The following is a 17594-nucleotide window of genomic DNA, read 5'->3' on the forward strand; positions in this document are numbered from 1 at the left end:
TGTTGCTATCGGCGACTTGTCCTATATTACACCTCTAAACTCTAATCGTCAATATGTTTTTCTAAAAAAATATAAAAAGGCTTATCCCTTTTAAAATAAGCCTTTTTTATCATATACCATTCTATTCATTTGTTATTTTTCTATAATAGGTAGCGCGACGATAAATTGAATAATACCATCCCCATATTCCGCTCGAATACTACCACCTTGTAACTCAACAATACTTTTCGCAATCGCCAGCCCGAGTCCAGAACCTTCTGTTACTCTACTTCGAGATTGATCCTTCTTATAAAAACGTTCAAATAGATTTGCTAACTCTTCTCTCGTAAACTCTTCACTATGATTCGCAATTACAATTTGTATATCCCTGCGCTGCCTTTGAAGAGAAACTTTTATCTCTCCATCATCTTTACTATACTTAATCGCATTCATTAGTAAATTATCAAATACACGAACCATCTTTTCCGAATCCATCGATGCATAGGCACGTTCCTCGGGAAATTTTTTAACAAACGTAAGTCCATGTTCTTCCGCTTGCGGTACTAACTCTTCTATTAACTGCTCAAGTAATTCATTTATACATACATCTTGTTTTTCTAACATGACTTGTTCATTCGTTAACTTCGTATACTCAAATAAATCCTCTATTAAATTCTTTAACTGCTCCGACTTCGCGAAAGCGATTCTCGTATACTCATCATGTTGTTCCGTATTCTCATATTTAGAATCTCGAAGTAATCTCAAGTACCCCATAATAGAAGTAAGTGGTGTACGCAAATCATGAGATACATTCGTAATAAGCTCATTCTTTTGCTTTTCTAATTTACGTTCCTTTTCTATATTATTCATAAGCTCTTCCGCCATATTGTTAATATTCTCCGTTAAAGCCGCAATCTCATCTTCACCCTTTTTCTCAATGCGGTAAGCTAAGTTTCCTCTCTCTATTTCCTTTACACCTTCTGCCATCGCTTCAATTTGCTTCATCTTTCTCTTTGTTATATAGAAGAAAGAGAAAATGAATACGAGTACACCTATAAAAAATGGGAACGGTCCTTCTTGTGTATCATATATTACTTCTCCCTCCGGAATCCCACTAACAAACATGTACAAATTCTTTCCTTCAATAGTAATAGGTGAAAAAGCTATAAACTCTTTTCTCGTACTTTCAAACTCTTTTCTACCATTTGTATAATTAATCGCAAACGATGTTGCATTGCGAATCGTATTATGTAAATCTATTTGCTCTTCTTGCGCCTGCTTCGTTTTATATAAAACTTTACCACCTTCATCTGTGATCAATACCTTTAAAGCTCTAGAGCCTTGTTCCAAATTTTGATTTTCTATTTCAATCATATTCGATACAGCATCCAATTTATTTTCATGAACCATCGTATTTGCTGTGTCTTGAGCTTGCTGGTTAATGCTCTCCATACCCGCCCGATAGTCGATAGTCGCTTCACGATTCGCATTCTCAAAAAATGGTGCCGCTGCTTTCGATGATAAAACCCCTAATAATGCACAAGCAGCAAAAGTAGTAATCAGCTGAATTCTTATACTCCGCCTTACACGCTTCACTAATTTCTCAACTAAGCTTCTAGCTCCCCTAATATAAGTAAATGGATTAAATATCTTTTTCAATCTTATACCCCACTCCCCATACTGTTTTTATATATCTAGGTTTCCTCGGATTCTCTTCAATCTTTTCACGCACTTTCCGAATATGTACCATTACAGTATTATCAGACTGGAAAGACCTTTCGTTCCAAACTTTCTCGTAAATTTGCTCCGCACTAAAGACCATACCTGGATTTCTAGCTAACAATTCTAAAATTGAAAATTCCCTCGGAGTTAACTTCACTTCTTCCCCCTCCACAATTACCTTATGGGTCGAAATGTTTATTTTCATATCTCCAATTTCTAGCTCGTCCTCATTTTGAATAGCGAAACCATTCATTTTCATATAACGACGTAGCTGAGACTTAATTCTTGCGATTAACTCTAACGGATTAAACGGTTTCGTTACGTAATCATCTGCACCTGTTGTTAATCCTAAAATTTTATCCATATCCTGCGTTTTTGCCGAAAGCATAATAATCGGCATTTCTTTTGCTTCTCTTACTTTCATACACATATGAATACCATCTACTTTCGGCATCATAATATCCAACACAACTAAATGCACTTCATTTTCTTCTAATATACGTAACCCTTCTTCTCCGTCTCCTGCTTGTAGTACTTTATATCCTTCATTCTTTAAATAGATTGTAATTAAATTTCGAATTTCTTTTTCATCATCTACGACAAGTATTGTTTCCTGTGCCACAATATCTCCCCCAGTACTTTTTAATCCCTAACTTCTATTATAGAAAAACTTCTGAAGAAAAACGCTCGGAAATCCTTAAGATTTTCTGAAGACGCAAAAAAGGTCTAGACTCCCCTTAAGTCTAGACCTTTCAAAAACCCCTTTTATTTACGAACGTAGATGAAATATAGTACGAATAAAACTCCCATAACATACATAATTGGATGAATCTCTTTACGACGACCACTCACAACCATTGTAATTGGATAGAAGATAAACCCAATCGCGATTCCTGTTGCGATACTATACGTAAGCGGCATAGAGATGATTGTAAAGAATGCTGGTACTGCAATCTCGAATTTCTTCCAATCAATTTCTCCTAAAGATGAAACCATCAAGATTCCTACAATAATTAATGCTGGCGCTGTTACAGCTGGCGTCACAACACTTAGTAATGGCGAGAAGAAAAGTGCCAGTAAGAAGAATCCTGCTGTTACAACTGCTGTAAATCCAGAACGTCCTCCTGCCGCTACCCCTGCAGACGACTCAATGTAAGACGTTGTTGTTGATGTACCTAAGATCGCCCCAATTACAGTTGCAATCGCATCTGCAAATAATGCTTTTCCCGCACGTGGTAATTTATTGTTCTTCATTAATCCAGCTTGATTCGCAACCGCTACAAGCGTACCTGCTGTATCAAAGAAATCGATGAAGAAGAACGTTATAATAACAATACCCATTTCAACAGTGAAAATATCTCCGAAGTGAGTTAACGCCACCCCGAACGTTGGTTCTAGACTCGGTATTGCTCCCACTACAGCTTTCGGAGTATCGATTAATCCTGTTGCTACTCCTAAGATTGCCGTAAGAATCATACCGTAGAATACTGCACCGTTAATTTTCTTAATCATGAAGATGATTGTAATAACAACTCCGAAGATCGCTAGTAACGTCGTGCCCTTTGTTAAGTCCCCCAACCCAACAAGAACAGCATCATTGTTCACGATAATTCCGGCATTTTGGAATCCAAGGAAAGCAATGAATAATCCGATACCTGCTGCTACTGCAAACTTTAACTCTGATGGAATTGCATTAATGATTTTTTCACGAATACCTGAAGCTGTAAGAATAATAAAGATAATACCTGACATTAATGTTCCTGCAATTGCTGTTTGCCACGGAATCCCCATCGTTAACACTGCTGTATAAGCAAAGAACGCGTTAATCCCCATACCTGGCGCTAAAGCAATTGGATACTTTGCGAAAATCCCCATAATTAACGAACCGATTGCTGCTGCTAATGCTGTAGCAACGAATACTGCACCTGGATCCATTCCTGTACCTGCTGGTAACCCCTTAACATTTCCAAGCGACAGCGTAGCAGGATTGACAAATAGTACATAAGCCATAGATAAAAATGTCGTTAACCCCGCTATGAACTCTGTTTTATAATTTGTACCGAGTTCATCAAACTGAAAATAGCGTTTCATCCTACGTTTCCCCCGTTATATGATTACTCGCCGTATTTCACCCTAGCCCTCTTTTATCTATAACAATAAAAAAGGCTCCCATTGCATATATACATGGAAGCGTTCTATAAACAAAGACAAGTTTCCCCTCACCTTTATACAAACGCCTCGTAGTCAAGCCATTTACGGTAGCTAGGTAGAAACTTTCGGGCCATATCCCCGATATTATACGACGGCATAATATTCACTTTTCGTTTGAATTACATACTCATATTAACTCGAGGAAGTCGTTTTGTCAATTTAAAAACGAACATTATTTAAAGTTTTTATGTTTTCGTTCGCTATAAAAGCTTTTTTCACTTCAATTTCTTCTTATTACCATTACTTTTGGGTTTATATATGTATAATCACTGAAAAAACGTTCTAACTTATTAACTGTAAGTTAGAACGTTTTTTCACGCTCTACATTCTCTAACTCATATTCATCTAACCATGTATGCCATAATTCAATATCCGTAGCCAAGAAGTTATATATGCTCATCATCTCTCCCCCTCTAATGCATTATCTTCAACACACCCAAACATTTAACTCTTTTTCGGCTACAATTTATAAAAAAAAGCTATAAACCTTATTAAAAAGGTTTATAGCTCATTTTTACTATTCCCACTCAATCGTTGCTGGTGGCTTACTCGTTACATCATACACGATACGGTTAACGTGTTTTACTTCGTTTACGATACGTACAGAGATTTTCTCTAATACGTCCCAAGGGATACGTGCCCAGTCAGCTGTCATACCGTCAATAGATGTTACTGCACGGATACCTACTGTGTAATCGTAAGTACGCTCGTCACCCATAACACCTACGCTACGCATACCAGGAAGCGCAGTGAAGTATTGCCAGATCTCGCGGTCTAATCCTGCTTTTATAATTTCTTCACGTAAAATCGCATCAGATTCACGAACGATTTCTAATTTCTCTTCTGTGATTTCACCTAATACACGAATACCAAGACCAGGACCTGGGAATGGTTGACGCCATACGATTTCATCAGGAATTCCTAGTTCAGATCCTAATACACGTACTTCATCTTTAAATAACGTGTTTAAAGGCTCAATTAATTTGAACTGCATGTCTTCTGGAAGTCCACCAACGTTATGGTGAGATTTAATTGTTTGTGCAGTTGCTGTACCACTCTCAACGATATCTGTGTAAAGTGTACCTTGCGCTAAGAAGTCCATACCTTGTAATTTAGAAGCTTCATCATCAAATACGTAAATGAATTCATTACCGATGATTTTACGTTTTTGTTCTGGATCTTCTACACCTTTTAACTTGTTCATGAAGCGTTCTTTTGCATCCACTTTAATAACGTTCATGTGGAAGCCTTCGCTAAATGTTTTCATAACGCCTTCTGCTTCATCTTTACGAAGTAAACCGTGGTCAACGAAAATACATGTTAACTGATCACCGATTGCTTTATGAATTAATACTGCTACAACAGAAGAGTCTACACCGCCGCTAAGTGCGCATAGTACTTTTTTGTCTCCAACAGTTTCACGGATCTTCTCTAATTCTACTTCGATAAAGTTCTCCATGTTCCATCCTTCAGAACAACCACATGCGCCGAATACGAAGTTTTTAATTAAATCGTTACCGTGTTCAGAGTGACGTACTTCTGGGTGGAATTGTACACCGTATAAGTTTTCTGCTTCATTGCTCATACCAGCAATTGGGCAAGACTCACTTGTTGCATCTACTACGAATCCTTCAGGTAAACCAGTTACTAAGTCACCATGACTCATCCATACAACTTGCTCTTCTGGAAGGTTCGTATATAATTTTGATTCATTCTCTACTTTCAGAACAGCTTTTCCGTACTCACGGTGGTTGGCACGTTCTACTTTACCACCGAAGTGTTGTGTCATAAGCTGCATACCGTAACAGATACCGAAGATCGGTAATCCTAGTTCAAAGATTTTTTCATCACAATGTAATGCACCTTCACCGTATACACTATTTGGTCCACCAGAGAAAATAATCCCTTTTGGATTCATTGCTTTAATTTCTTCTGCAGTAATTGTATGTGGATGAAGTTCACTGTATACACCGAACTCACGAATTCGACGTGCTATTAACTGATTGTACTGACTCCCAAAATCCAAAACGATAATTGTATCATGCTGTTTCTTCAAAATAATCACCCCAACGTTAGTTCTCGTATATAAATATTTTCACCAATTTAGGCGAAAAGCATTACCAATATAATAAAAAAAGCCAGTCCTCCGCCTCTAGTCTCATAACAAAGAAAAGGCAGGGGTCTGGCTTTATAAAGAAAGATAGTCTCCGCTCTTTATAAATATAAGACACACTGCCTTCATAGTCAGGTTGTTTACGGTAACCCGGTAGAGACTCTCAAACCTTATCTTTGAGGATATATGAAGGATCGTTTTATATTATCTTCCTAGATTCTAACAATGAAGTATCAATATGGTCAAGAGAGAAAGCGACAAAATTCTACAGAAATTAAATTCTTCACCTCGAAATATAGCTCTTCATTACCTTAACTGGAATTTCCAAGTTGTTCACGGCTAAAACATTACAACTTATTTCTAGCAATAATATTTTGACCTTGGATGAAATTTAATTTCCTTGTTACGTTAACTCTGTACTCTATAATTTATATAAACTATAGGTTCATACCCTTGCAACCTGACTTCTTTTTTCCAAATGTCCAATTTATTCTTTAACATTATCATATTTAGTTCATTTAAATTCGGCTCACCATCTATGAGCGTCAATTTACTCGCTCTTTCCAGAACAAGCCATATTGCTACCCTTTCTATTTCTGGCATATCTTGTAAAACACCATGTTTATAAAGACGTAACGAACTAATCGATTGATCTACAGCATAACAAAGCTTACCTGATGTATTTCCTATCTTAACTGCATACATCGTTTTATCTTTATATAGATCCATAAGCTCTACTTTAGCTGCATTAATTCGCTCTTCTTCTCGATCAAAATTCTGAAAATCGTCATTTTGTTCCCTTAACAAGTTAAATACATTTTCTGCATAATATATATTTTTAAGCTTCTTTTTAATTTCTTCCTCTGTCATATCTGGATATTTATGATTTTCTTCCGCATATTTGCGCTCAAGAAACTCCTCATGGATTTCTTTTGTAAAATCATAATCTGGGCAATATATTGTTTTAATTTCAGAGATAGAATCCTCTAAATATTGTTGGTAATCATCATTAAAATAATACCAATTCCCCTTAGTAAGGATACATCTACGTGTATCATCAACATATTCTATTAGATTCCTTATCTTGTCACTACGAACAGACGTTCCGTTGTACAAACTTTGCACCTTAATATCTAATAAAATATCCCCCAGGTTTAATTCTTTTTCTTCAGCAAATAATCGAATTTGATCATAATTCAACTCAGAAATTGTCTTTCTTTTTGCACCATACCATAATTTAAAAACCGCATCATTGTTATTAAAAATTTCAGTCGCCCCTATGATATCCACTTCAGAAATATTAATTGTGGTTTGACCTCTACGAATCGCCTCTTGTAAATCTCTATTTAAATTACTTAATAATTCACTAGATGTCACTCTAGTGAACACTGGAATTTTACACTTATCTTCCTCGTCTAGAATTTTCACAATATGTAAAAGAACTTCACAAACGCTTTCTAAATCATCCTGCTTTAAATCAAACTTCAGAGAACTTCCAACTTCAATTAATTGATTATATAAATGCTTAACCTCATTTGATTGAATAACTTTTGCTTTTAACTTTGTAAAAGAAGCACCACTATCAAATTCTAATTCCTTATAATCAATATATGTATTAATTGTCTTATTGCGTTGCGAATTCGGCGAAGTCAAAGCAGTAGTTTTAATCCCTTCATATTCCATTTTTCTAGCAAAAGAAAATGCAAAATCATAATCACAATATTTATCAACCAAAAAATGAGAGTGCCCAAATGTTAACGCATACATATCCTCGCCATATGTAATTTTCACAACTACCTTAGGCTGAGGTGTGACTTGTAATACATCTTCTTCGAAAGCTTCCAAAATCCATTTCCATGGAATATCCTTTTCTTGACTTGGGACATGTTTGTATAAAGTAAAGATCATTTCATATTCCAACTGATCATTTTCAGCCTGGCTGATCGTTTTTGACACCTCAGCTGCTAAATTTTCTTCCAAATTTCTTTCAAAAGCTCCATGTTTAGTATTAGAAATTTTATAAATATTCACCTTAGCCATGCCTATTTTACTCCCCTTCAGATAACACCCAAATACATATGACGTTATAAATTGATAAATAGATGTTTATATTCACTATTACCTTACACATAAACTATCACATAAAATTTTAAAAAAAGATCTTTTCTATACATGTATAGAAAAGATCTTTTCCATTATAAACATTACCTGTTTTTATTCAACCTAAGCATGGAATATTTAAGACGGACTGAATTACATCATTCCGCCCATACCGCCCATGCCCATGCCGCCCATGTCAGGCATTCCAGCAGCACCAGCTGGTTCTGGCTTGTCAGCAACTACAGCTTCAGTTGTTAAGAACATAGCTGCAACAGATGCTGCGTTTTGAAGTGCAGAACGAGTTACTTTAGCTGGATCTACGATACCAGTTTCAAGCATGTTAACCCACTCGCCAGTAGCTGCGTTGAAACCAACGCCTACTTTTTCGCCTTTTAGACGCTCTACAACTACAGATCCTTCTAGACCAGCGTTGATTGCGATTTGACGAACCGGCTCTTCTAGTGCACGAAGTACGATGTTGATACCTGTTGCTTCGTCGCCTTCAGCTACGATAGAAGCTACTTTCGTGTATACGTTCATAAGTGAAGTACCACCACCTGCAACGATACCTTCTTCTACTGCTGCACGAGTTGAGTTAAGTGCATCTTCAATGCGAAGTTTGCGCTCTTTTAACTCAGTTTCAGTTGCTGCACCTACTTTAATTACTGCTACGCCACCTGCAAGTTTTGCAAGACGCTCTTGTAATTTTTCACGATCGAATTCAGAAGTTGTTTCTTCTAATTGCGCACGGATTTGACCGATGCGAGCTTCGATTTGTTGTGAATTTCCAATACCTTCAACTACAGTTGTGTTTTCTTTCGTTACAACGATTTTACCAGCGCGTCCTAAAGATTCAACTGTAGCAGATTTTAAGTCACGTCCTAATTCTTCAGTGATTACTTCGCCACCAGTTAAAATTGCGATATCTTCTAGCATTGCTTTACGACGGTCACCAAATCCAGGAGCTTTAACAGCTACTACATTGAATGTACCACGAAGTTTGTTCACTACTAATGTAGCTAATGCTTCGCCTTCTACATCTTCAGCAATGATAAGAAGTGGTTTACCTTGTTGTACCACTTGCTCTAATACTGGTAAGATTTCTTGAATGTTAGAAATCTTTTTGTCAGTGATTAAGATGTATGGGTTATCAAGAACTGCTTCCATTTTGTCAGAATCAGTAATCATGTAAGGAGATGCATATCCACGATCAAATTGCATACCTTCTACTACGTCTAATTCTGTTGTGAATCCTTTAGATTCTTCTAAAGTAATAACGCCGTCGTTACCAACGCGCTCCATTGCTTCAGCGATTAATTGACCTACTTCTTCGTCAGCCGCAGAAATAGCAGCTACTTGTGCGATTGAAGATTTACCTTCGATTGGTTTAGAAATCGCTTTTAATTCTTCAATTGCAGCAGTAACAGCTTTTTCGATACCTTTACGAAGACCCATTGGGTTAGCACCAGCTGTTACGTTTTTAAGACCTTCACGAATCATAGCTTGCGCTAATACAGTTGCAGTTGTTGTTCCGTCACCAGCTACATCATTTGTTTTGCTAGCAACTTCTGCTACTAATTTTGCACCCATGTTTTCGAATGCATCTTCTAATTCGATTTCTTTTGCGATCGTTACACCATCATTTGTAATAAGTGGTGAACCGAATTTTTTCTCAAGTACAACGTTACGACCTTTTGGTCCAAGCGTTACTTTTACTGCGTTTGCAAGAGTGTCGACACCGCGAAGCATCGAACGACGTGCTTCTTCACTAAATTTAATATCTTTTGCCATAATAATTGACCCCCTTGAATTTTTTAAGATTTATATAATTAACCGATAACTGCTAAAATGTCACTTTCACGTAAAATCAAATAGTCTGTACCTTCATATTTCACTTCAGTACCTGCATATTTTGAGAAGATGATAAGATCACCTGCTGCTACCTCTAAAGCAACACGCTCACCATTTTCAAGCACACGACCAGTACCTACTGCAATAACTTTACCCTCTTGTGGTTTTTCTTTTGCAGTGTCTGGTAATACAATACCACTTGCTGTTTTTTCTTCTGCTTGAACAAGCTCAATTACAACGCGATCACCTAATGGCTTTAGCATGAACAATAACCTCCTCATTTTGTTATATAAATTTTATTTATTAGCACTCAAGTCACCCGAGTGCTAACACACTTATAATAATAAATAATCTCAATTTCTTTTGCAAGTAAAAAAATCATAATTTTTTCGCAAATTACCATATATACTTTTCTATATAAAATCCTTCTTCTACTACCTTTACTATATGAATCGTTGTTTCCGTTACTCGTATGTTACAATATGAAAGACACCCTAAGTTGTTTTCGCTACACACACAACTTTTTCCTGTCTTCTATTTTAATTTCAAATGCAGATTCACAAAAAACATAGTTCGAATGAAAGTTTATATCGGAGGTAGCATATTTACATGTTATCCTACCTTATCTCATACACTAGAGTTAGAAAGGATGGTTAAACCATTTGAAGAAACAATATTGGTGGGTTATCGTTACATACATTTTAATGCAGTTATCTGGAATTGTTGGATTACCATTACTCTTAAAAACAGGTCTCTATGATAATAGAGGATTTACCACCGAGGAAAAGGGACAAATCATAACTGGCCATTGGGCGATTATTAGCTTCTTCATTGCATTATGCGTCGTACTTTGGTTACTTAGAACAGATATTCGTGACAGGCATTTAGATACAATGCGCTCTTCTGTTCCAGCTACAATTGGATGGATTTTTATCGGGTTCTTCTTAGCATTTTTCTCACAAAGTATCGCTGGTATGATTGAAATGTATTTACTAGGTATTAAACCTGGATCTGAAAATACAGCAAGGCTTATGGACATCGCAAGAACAACACCTTGGTTCCTTATTGTTGTATCTATTATAGGCCCAATTTTAGAGGAAATCGTATTTAGAAAAATTTTATTTGGTACACTTTATAAGAAGTTTAACTTCTTTATTGCCGCTATCATTAGTTCCCTTGTATTCGCAGCAATTCATTTTGATTTTACTCACTTATTGGTATACACTGCTATGGGGCTCGTATTCGCCTTTTTATATGTAAAAACGAAACGTATTATCGTTCCAATTGCAGCTCATGTTACGATGAATACATTCGTTGCAATCGCTCAAATTGCAGTAAGCAATGAGCAAATTCAAGAAATGATTAAAGAAGCAGAAAAAATGCAAGGATTTATCGGAGGATTTTTTGTATGAGAAACTCACCATTGTTCATGGCTGCATTGTATTTCCTTCTCGGATGTATCTTTACACGTTTCGCCATTACGAACGTGACAGATACAATCTGGAATATGTGGACCATACTATTTGCAGTTATGGCAACAATTGATTTTAATTTGGCACTTCGCCTTATATTAGTTAAATTCACAAAGAAAAAACAATAATAAAACGCAGAGGTCACTTCCTCTGCGTTTTATTGTGGATAATTCTTTAAAAAGTAAACAAGCGTTTGTAGCTCGACAGCTAAATCAATATGATGAATTCTTATATTCTCTGACACATTTAAGCGTGCTGGCGTGAAATTTAAAATACCATGCACGTTCGTTTCTGCCAATCTATCTGCCACAGATTGCGCTACTGTAGCTGGTACTGTTAATATTGCCACTTGTATATCAGTTGATAAACGTTCTTCTAATTCATCTAAATGATATACAGGAATGCCCCCGATTTCTGTTCCAACTTTCTCTTCACTAACGTCAAATGCCATCTCAATTTTTGTATTATTGTTTTTCGTGAAATTATAATGTAAGAAAGCGGTCCCTAAATTACCTACTCCAATAAGTGCTACACGTGTGATATCATCTTGGTCGAGTGTTTCACGGAAAAATGATAATAAATAATTTACGTTATATCCATACCCTTTTTTCCCTAACGCTCCAAAATATGAAAAATCTCTTCGAATTGTTGCGGAATCAACCTTTACCGCTTCACTCAATTCGGCTGATGAAACACGTTGCTTACCAGAAAGAGATAAGTTTTGGATAAATCGATAGTATAGAGGCAATCGTTTGGCAGTGGCCTGTGGAATTTTTTGCTGATCCATATAACCTCTCCTCTCTTCCTATCTTTATTCACATACTTGAATCGAATACAGAAGTTTAGCACTCATGAATTTCCTTGTATAATAAAGAGAAGAAGTATTCTCTCTTTATTTTAAACTATACACTATTTTTAGTATGATTGAGAAATATAAACATGGCAAAGTTAAGAAATTATTTGAGGTGAAAACATTGATTTTATTACAAGTAAACGGGCTTTCGAAATTATACGGTGCAGAAACGATTCTTGCAAACATAAAATTGGAAGTACAAACGAAAGATCGTATCGCATTAGTCGGACGAAATGGAGCCGGAAAATCTACATTATTAAAAATAATAGCTGGTGAGCTATCTCATGATGGTGGTGAAATTATAAAACCAAAAGATGTCTCAATGGGGTATTTAGCTCAAAATACCGGATTAGAAACATCTTTAACAATTTGGGATGAAATGTTAACCGTCTTTACACACTTACAGCAAATGGAGACAAAGCTTCGAAGACTAGAGCAAGAGATGGGCAAGGAAGAAAACTTTTCAAACGCGGCTATATACGAGAAATTATTAGCTGATTATGACCAATTACAATTAGATTATAAAGATCAAGGTGGCTATCAATACGAAGCGGATATCCGCTCGATTTTAAGCGGTCTTGGCTTCCCAGTTGAAACGCACCAGACGACAATTTCTACATTAAGTGGTGGGCAAAAAACGAGATTAGCTCTTGGGAAATTATTATTAACGAAACCAGACTTACTTATTTTAGACGAGCCTACAAACCATTTAGACATCGAAACACTAACATGGCTTGAGCAATATTTACAAGGTTATCCTGGCGCGATACTAATCGTTTCGCATGACCGTTATTTCTTAGACAAACTCGTTACACAAGTATATGAAATTTCGAATAAAGAGAGCAGACGATTTGTTGGTAACTATAGTAAATATTTAGACTTAAAATCAGCTTTATACGAGCAAGAAATGAAGCGTTACGAAAAACAACAAGATGAAATCGCTAAGCTTGAAGACTTCGTTCAAAAGAATATAGCTCGTGCATCTACGACGAAACGCGCACAAAGCCGTCGTAAACAATTGGACCGAATGGAATTATTAACAAGACCATTAGGTGATTCCAAGTCAGCATCCTTCCACTTCAATATCGAAAAACAAAGTGGGAATGATGTTTTACAAGTAAAGGATGCAGCCATTGGCTATGATGAGGAACCTATTATTGAACATGTAAACATGCGCTTAACTCGCGGAGATAGCGTTGCCTTAGTTGGGCCGAATGGAATTGGAAAATCCACATTATTAAAATCCATTGTGAATAAGTTACAGCTATTACATGGAGATGTTGCTTTCGGATCAAATGTATCTGTTGGTTATTATGATCAAGAACAAGCTAACTTAACATCTTCTAAGCGAGTTTTAAATGAACTATGGGATGAATATCCACTGCAACCCGAAAAAGAAATCCGCACTATACTCGGCAATTTTTTATTCACAGGGGATGATGTACTAAAACCAGTATCTTCTCTTAGTGGTGGGCAAAAGGCTCGACTAGCCCTTGCAAAACTTATGATGCAAAAATCAAATTTATTAATTCTCGATGAGCCAACGAACCATCTTGATTTAAATAGTAAAGAAATTTTGGAGAATGCTTTAATTGATTACCCAGGGACTCTTCTATTCGTCTCACATGACCGCTACTTTATTAATCGGGTAACGACGACCGTTATTGAGTTATCAACAGAAGGTGCACAAGAATATTTAGGGGATTACGATTACTACGTGGAAAAGAAAAACGAAATGATTGAGCGTGCAGAACTAGAGCAAGAAGATGAAGCACCTGTTCAAAAAGTAGTTGCACAAGAGAAATTAAATTATCTAGAAGAAAAAGAGCGTAAAAAGTTAGAGCGTCAACGCACTCGAAAAATCGAAGAGCTAGAACAAAATATCGTAGAATTAGAAGAAGAAATTGCTACGTTAGAAGATCAGCTTTGCTTACCAGAAATATATGCAGATTATGAAAAGGCCAGTGAAATCACAACTAACAAACAATCGCTACAAGAGCAGCTTGAATCCTGTATGGCAGAATGGGAAGAACTCCATTTATAAAACATTAATTAAGGGTATCATCTAGTCAAATTTTTGATTAGATGACACCCTTTTTTAACACATACACTTATAGTAATCATTTTTCAAATATACCGTAACTCCAAACACATCAACGATTCGACAGGGGATATCGATTTCCCGACAAAGTTTGACATCGACGCCAATCCACGTATTATAAGATGATTATCCCGAAATACCTTTTCCGATGCTCACTCCTATTTTATTTCCCGAAAAAGGATTTATTCAAAGGTCAGACTTCAACTACTTTATCCACAACCTTATACACATATCCACCTTTATAATATAAACCTTAAAATAACTTTTCCACATTATCCACATTTTATCGAAAAGTTATTAACATTTTATATACACAACAAAACCCATATTATCAACAGATAATATGGGTTTTGTCCACAGATTGTGGTTAATTTTGTGGATAACTAAGCTTCAATATCTAATCCTGGATTTGCATTTAAAGCTAATGTCGCACGTTTTCCTTGTTCGTATGCAATTGTACCTGCAGCTGCAATCATTGCTGCATTGTCTGTGCATAAATACAATGGCGGAATAATTAGCTCTATATCTTCTTTTCGTGCAAACTCTTCCTCTAAACGTGCACGAAGTCCTTTATTAGCTGCAACTCCACCAGCAAGAAGCACTTGTTTTACCTTGTAAGCTTCCGCTGCACGGGATGCCTTCGTTACAAGTACATCAATTACACTCTCTTGGAAGCTTGCTGCTAAATCTTCCGGCGCAATTTCTATACCACGTTGTTTTGCGTTATGCACAGTGTTGATAACTGCTGATTTCAATCCACTAAAGCTGAAATCGTACGAATCGGGTTCTAGCCATGCACGAGGCAAATCAATTGTTGGTTCCCCTTCATGCGCAAGACGATCAATATGAGGACCACCTGGATATGGCATAGATAGCGTACGAGCTACTTTATCATATGCTTCTCCTGCTGCATCATCTCGTGTTTCACCAATTACTTCAAATGAACCATGTTCTTTCATATAAACAAGTTCTGTATGTCCACCAGATACAACAAGTGATAGTAGTGGGAATTGAACTTCTTTTACTAAACGATTTGCATAAATATGGCCAGCAATATGATGAACACCGACTAGAGGAATATCATGTGCAAAGGCTACTGCCTTCGCTGCATTTACTCCTATTAAAAGTGCCCCTACTAAACCAGGTCCTTCTGTTACAGCAATTGCATCAATATCATCAAAAGTGATGTTTGCTTCTTTTAAAGCTTCTTCTAACACAACTGTAATTTCTTCTACATGATGACGGGATGCAATCTCTGGTACAACTCCACCAAAACGTTTATGACTCTCAATTTGTGATGCAACAACATTCGCAATAATTTCCGTTCCATTTTTAACAACTGCTACTGCTGTTTCATCACAACTTGTTTCAATACCAAGTATAATCGTATTTTTTTCCATTATATATTCACCCACATTACGAGACCATCTTCCTGATTGTCTGCATAGTATCGTTTACGAATCCCACCATTTTGAAATCCGTATTTTCTGTATAACTGTTTTGCTACTTCATTTGATACACGTACTTCAAGTGTCATCGTTTTTACTCCTAGTTCTTTTGCTTCGGAAATCACTTCTTTCAATAAAGCATCCCCGAGCCTTTGACCTCGGTACTCTGGCAAAATAGCTATATTTGTTACATGTGATTCATCAATAATTATCCACAATCCACAATACCCAATTACACGACCATCTTTTTCTAGCACCATATAATGTGCATGTTCATTCATCGTTAATTCACGATGAAAGGCATCAGCAGTCCAAGGAGTTGAAAAAGATGCTTCTTCAATAGCTACAATTTGAGCAATATCATCGAGTTCCATCTTTCTAAATACCATATCCATCTTCTGCAAGCTCCTACTTCTTTTGACTTTCTAGCCATTTTGTTTCAGCCTCAGCTAAACGAAGGTAACTAGGAACAAACGTATGCACATCTTGTTCTTCTTTTTGTAATCCTAAGAACGCTAGCTCACTTGGTCTTGGGTTATTTTTAGTGAAAGGAGCAAATACAGCTTGATCACCTAAATGTTCTATAATTGTTTCTTTATGCAATTTAACATCATTACCAATAAATAAAACAGGCTTTCCTGTATCTTTTAACATTTGCAACCAGTCTACAATAAGGATAATTCGGTCTTCTTCTATCGAAGTTAAATGCTCTCCTTCATATGTATATAGCCCAGTATAAATTTGTCCACGTCTTCCATCGAATAAAGGACAGATGAATCCATTAAAATTAGTTCCATTTGCAGCTACTACTTCTAAACTGGATACACCTACAATTGGTATTTGAAGTGACCAAGCTAACGTTTTTGCAGCCGTCACACCTATGCGAACACCTGTATATGATCCAGGTCCAGCAGCTACAACAATTTTAGTTAATTCTTTCGGTTTTACACCACATTCTTTTAACAGTTGCTCTACAGCTGGCATAAGACGTACAGAATGGTTCTTTGTTAAATTTGTAATGATTTCCCCAATCACGTTTCCTTCCTCAATAAGGGATACACCCATTACGTAATTTGAAGTATCAATTGCTAGTACTTTCATCTTGTAATAGCTCCTCACATAATCTAATATAGCGATCTCCAATTGGCTCGAGTACAATCTTTCTTGTGTCATCTCCAGCATGGAATAAACTAATTTGTAACTTTTCATTCGGTAAATATGCCTCTATTAAATGAGCCCATTCTACTACCGTAATCCCTCCACCATAGAAGTACTCATCAAAACCTAAGTCTTCTTCACTTTCCGCTAAACGATATACGTCCATATGGTATAACGGTAATCTACCTTTATATTCTTTAATAATGTTGAAGGTAGGACTATTTACAACTCTTTTCACTCCAAGACCTTTTGCTAGTCCTTTTGTAAAAGTCGTTTTACCAGCTCCAAGATCTCCTTCTAAAATAATTACATCTTGCGCCTTTACAAGTTCACCTAATCTTTCTGATAATCTTTGTGTTTCCTCAGAAGATTTTGTTGTTACTTCATATTTACTCACAGACTTCACCTACTTTACTCACAATGTTCTCTGCTTTTTATTATACAGGTTTTGAATATATAAAAAAGTCCTTAGGAGTTTTCCTAAGGATAGTTTGACTGTCTTTATTAGTTTTTTGTTAAAACAAATAAAAAAATACGAAACAACTTGTTTCGTTCTTTTCTTTATATAAAATGGCGGTCCCGACCG

The 17594-nt window shown here is 36.4% G+C and carries 15 protein-coding genes and 2 riboswitches; of the genes, 3 read left to right on the forward strand and 12 right to left on the reverse strand.

The annotated features are described in order from the left end of the window. Positions 1-132: 132 nt before the first annotated feature. From COI75_RS19500 to groES, 7 genes are all read right to left on the reverse strand, one after another. On the reverse strand, positions 133-1638 hold the full coding sequence (locus COI75_RS19500; protein ID WP_000719194.1) for a sensor histidine kinase: 1506 nt from the start codon (positions 1636-1638) through the stop codon (positions 133-135). Next, positions 1622-2323, reverse strand: coding sequence for a response regulator transcription factor (locus tag COI75_RS19505; RefSeq protein WP_000046594.1), 702 nt, complete (start codon positions 2321-2323; stop codon positions 1622-1624). Before COI75_RS19505 ends, COI75_RS19500 begins: the two co-directional genes overlap by 17 nt. Positions 2324-2466: 143 nt before the next feature. Beyond that, positions 2467-3792, reverse strand: a complete 1326-nt coding sequence (locus COI75_RS19510; RefSeq protein WP_000833100.1) for an NCS2 family permease — start codon at positions 3790-3792, stop codon at positions 2467-2469. A 130-nt stretch (positions 3793-3922) separates the two neighbouring features. After that, positions 3923-4024, reverse strand: a riboswitch (purine riboswitch). A gap of 405 nt (positions 4025-4429) precedes the next feature. After that, the gene (gene guaA, locus COI75_RS19515; RefSeq protein ID WP_000743916.1) at positions 4430-5968 is read right to left on the reverse strand and encodes a glutamine-hydrolyzing GMP synthase; all 1539 of its coding nucleotides are present in this window, start codon (positions 5966-5968) and stop codon (positions 4430-4432) included. A 165-nt stretch (positions 5969-6133) separates the two neighbouring features. Beyond that, positions 6134-6235: riboswitch (purine riboswitch) on the reverse strand. A 198-nt stretch (positions 6236-6433) separates the two neighbouring features. Beyond that, positions 6434-8065, reverse strand: a complete 1632-nt coding sequence (locus tag COI75_RS19520; protein WP_098448539.1) for a DUF6119 family protein — start codon at positions 8063-8065, stop codon at positions 6434-6436. Positions 8066-8278: 213 nt separating this feature from the next. Then, on the reverse strand, positions 8279-9916 hold the full coding sequence (groL, locus tag COI75_RS19525) for a chaperonin GroEL (protein ID WP_001029986.1): 1638 nt from the start codon (positions 9914-9916) through the stop codon (positions 8279-8281). 38 nt (positions 9917-9954) lie between these two features. After that, on the reverse strand, positions 9955-10239 hold the full coding sequence (gene groES, locus COI75_RS19530; protein WP_000917306.1) for a co-chaperone GroES: 285 nt from the start codon (positions 10237-10239) through the stop codon (positions 9955-9957). 399 nt (positions 10240-10638) lie between these two features. Here groES and COI75_RS19535 point away from each other — a divergent pair, with 399 nt between their 5' ends. Together COI75_RS19535 and COI75_RS19540 are read left to right on the forward strand one after the other, a co-directional pair. Beyond that, a complete protein-coding gene (locus COI75_RS19535; RefSeq protein ID WP_000745332.1) occupies positions 10639-11388 on the forward strand; it encodes a CPBP family intramembrane glutamic endopeptidase in 750 nt (249 codons plus the stop codon). Beyond that, on the forward strand, positions 11385-11576 hold the full coding sequence (locus COI75_RS19540; protein ID WP_001246201.1) for a YdiK family protein: 192 nt from the start codon (positions 11385-11387) through the stop codon (positions 11574-11576). Before COI75_RS19535 ends, COI75_RS19540 begins: the two co-directional genes overlap by 4 nt. 29 nt (positions 11577-11605) lie before the next feature. Here COI75_RS19540 and COI75_RS19545 read toward each other — a convergent pair whose 3' ends face one another. Next, a complete protein-coding gene (locus tag COI75_RS19545; protein ID WP_000372704.1) occupies positions 11606-12235 on the reverse strand; it encodes a redox-sensing transcriptional repressor Rex in 630 nt (209 codons plus the stop codon). Positions 12236-12422: 187 nt separating this feature from the next. On the opposite strand from COI75_RS19545, the gene COI75_RS19550 reads away from it, so the two are divergent. After that, complete coding sequence (locus COI75_RS19550) at positions 12423-14345, forward strand: ABC-F family ATP-binding cassette domain-containing protein (RefSeq protein ID WP_000602184.1); 1923 nt, start codon at positions 12423-12425, stop codon at positions 14343-14345. Between the two features lie 440 nt (positions 14346-14785). On the opposite strand, the gene tsaD is transcribed toward COI75_RS19550, so the two are convergent. The 4 genes from tsaD to tsaE are packed head-to-tail and all read right to left on the reverse strand — an operon-like array spanning position 14786 to position 17405. Beyond that, the gene (tsaD, locus tag COI75_RS19555; protein WP_000414589.1) at positions 14786-15802 is read right to left on the reverse strand and encodes a tRNA (adenosine(37)-N6)-threonylcarbamoyltransferase complex transferase subunit TsaD; all 1017 of its coding nucleotides are present in this window, start codon (positions 15800-15802) and stop codon (positions 14786-14788) included. Next, the gene (rimI, locus tag COI75_RS19560; protein WP_141530829.1) at positions 15802-16245 is read right to left on the reverse strand and encodes a ribosomal protein S18-alanine N-acetyltransferase; all 444 of its coding nucleotides are present in this window, start codon (positions 16243-16245) and stop codon (positions 15802-15804) included. Before rimI ends, tsaD begins: the two co-directional genes overlap by 1 nt. Positions 16246-16258: 13 nt before the next feature. Continuing rightward, positions 16259-16951, reverse strand: a complete 693-nt coding sequence (gene tsaB, locus COI75_RS19565; RefSeq protein WP_000865774.1) for a tRNA (adenosine(37)-N6)-threonylcarbamoyltransferase complex dimerization subunit type 1 TsaB — start codon at positions 16949-16951, stop codon at positions 16259-16261. After that, entirely contained in the window at positions 16932-17405 is a 474-nt protein-coding gene (gene tsaE, locus COI75_RS19570; RefSeq protein WP_000049650.1) for a tRNA (adenosine(37)-N6)-threonylcarbamoyltransferase complex ATPase subunit type 1 TsaE, read from the reverse strand. Before tsaE ends, tsaB begins: the two co-directional genes overlap by 20 nt. Between the last annotated feature and the right edge of the window lie 189 nt (positions 17406-17594).

The sequence above is a fragment of the Bacillus cereus genome, assembly GCF_002564555.1.
Taxonomy (GTDB): Bacteria; Bacillota; Bacilli; order Bacillales; family Bacillaceae_G; genus Bacillus_A; species Bacillus_A cereus_K.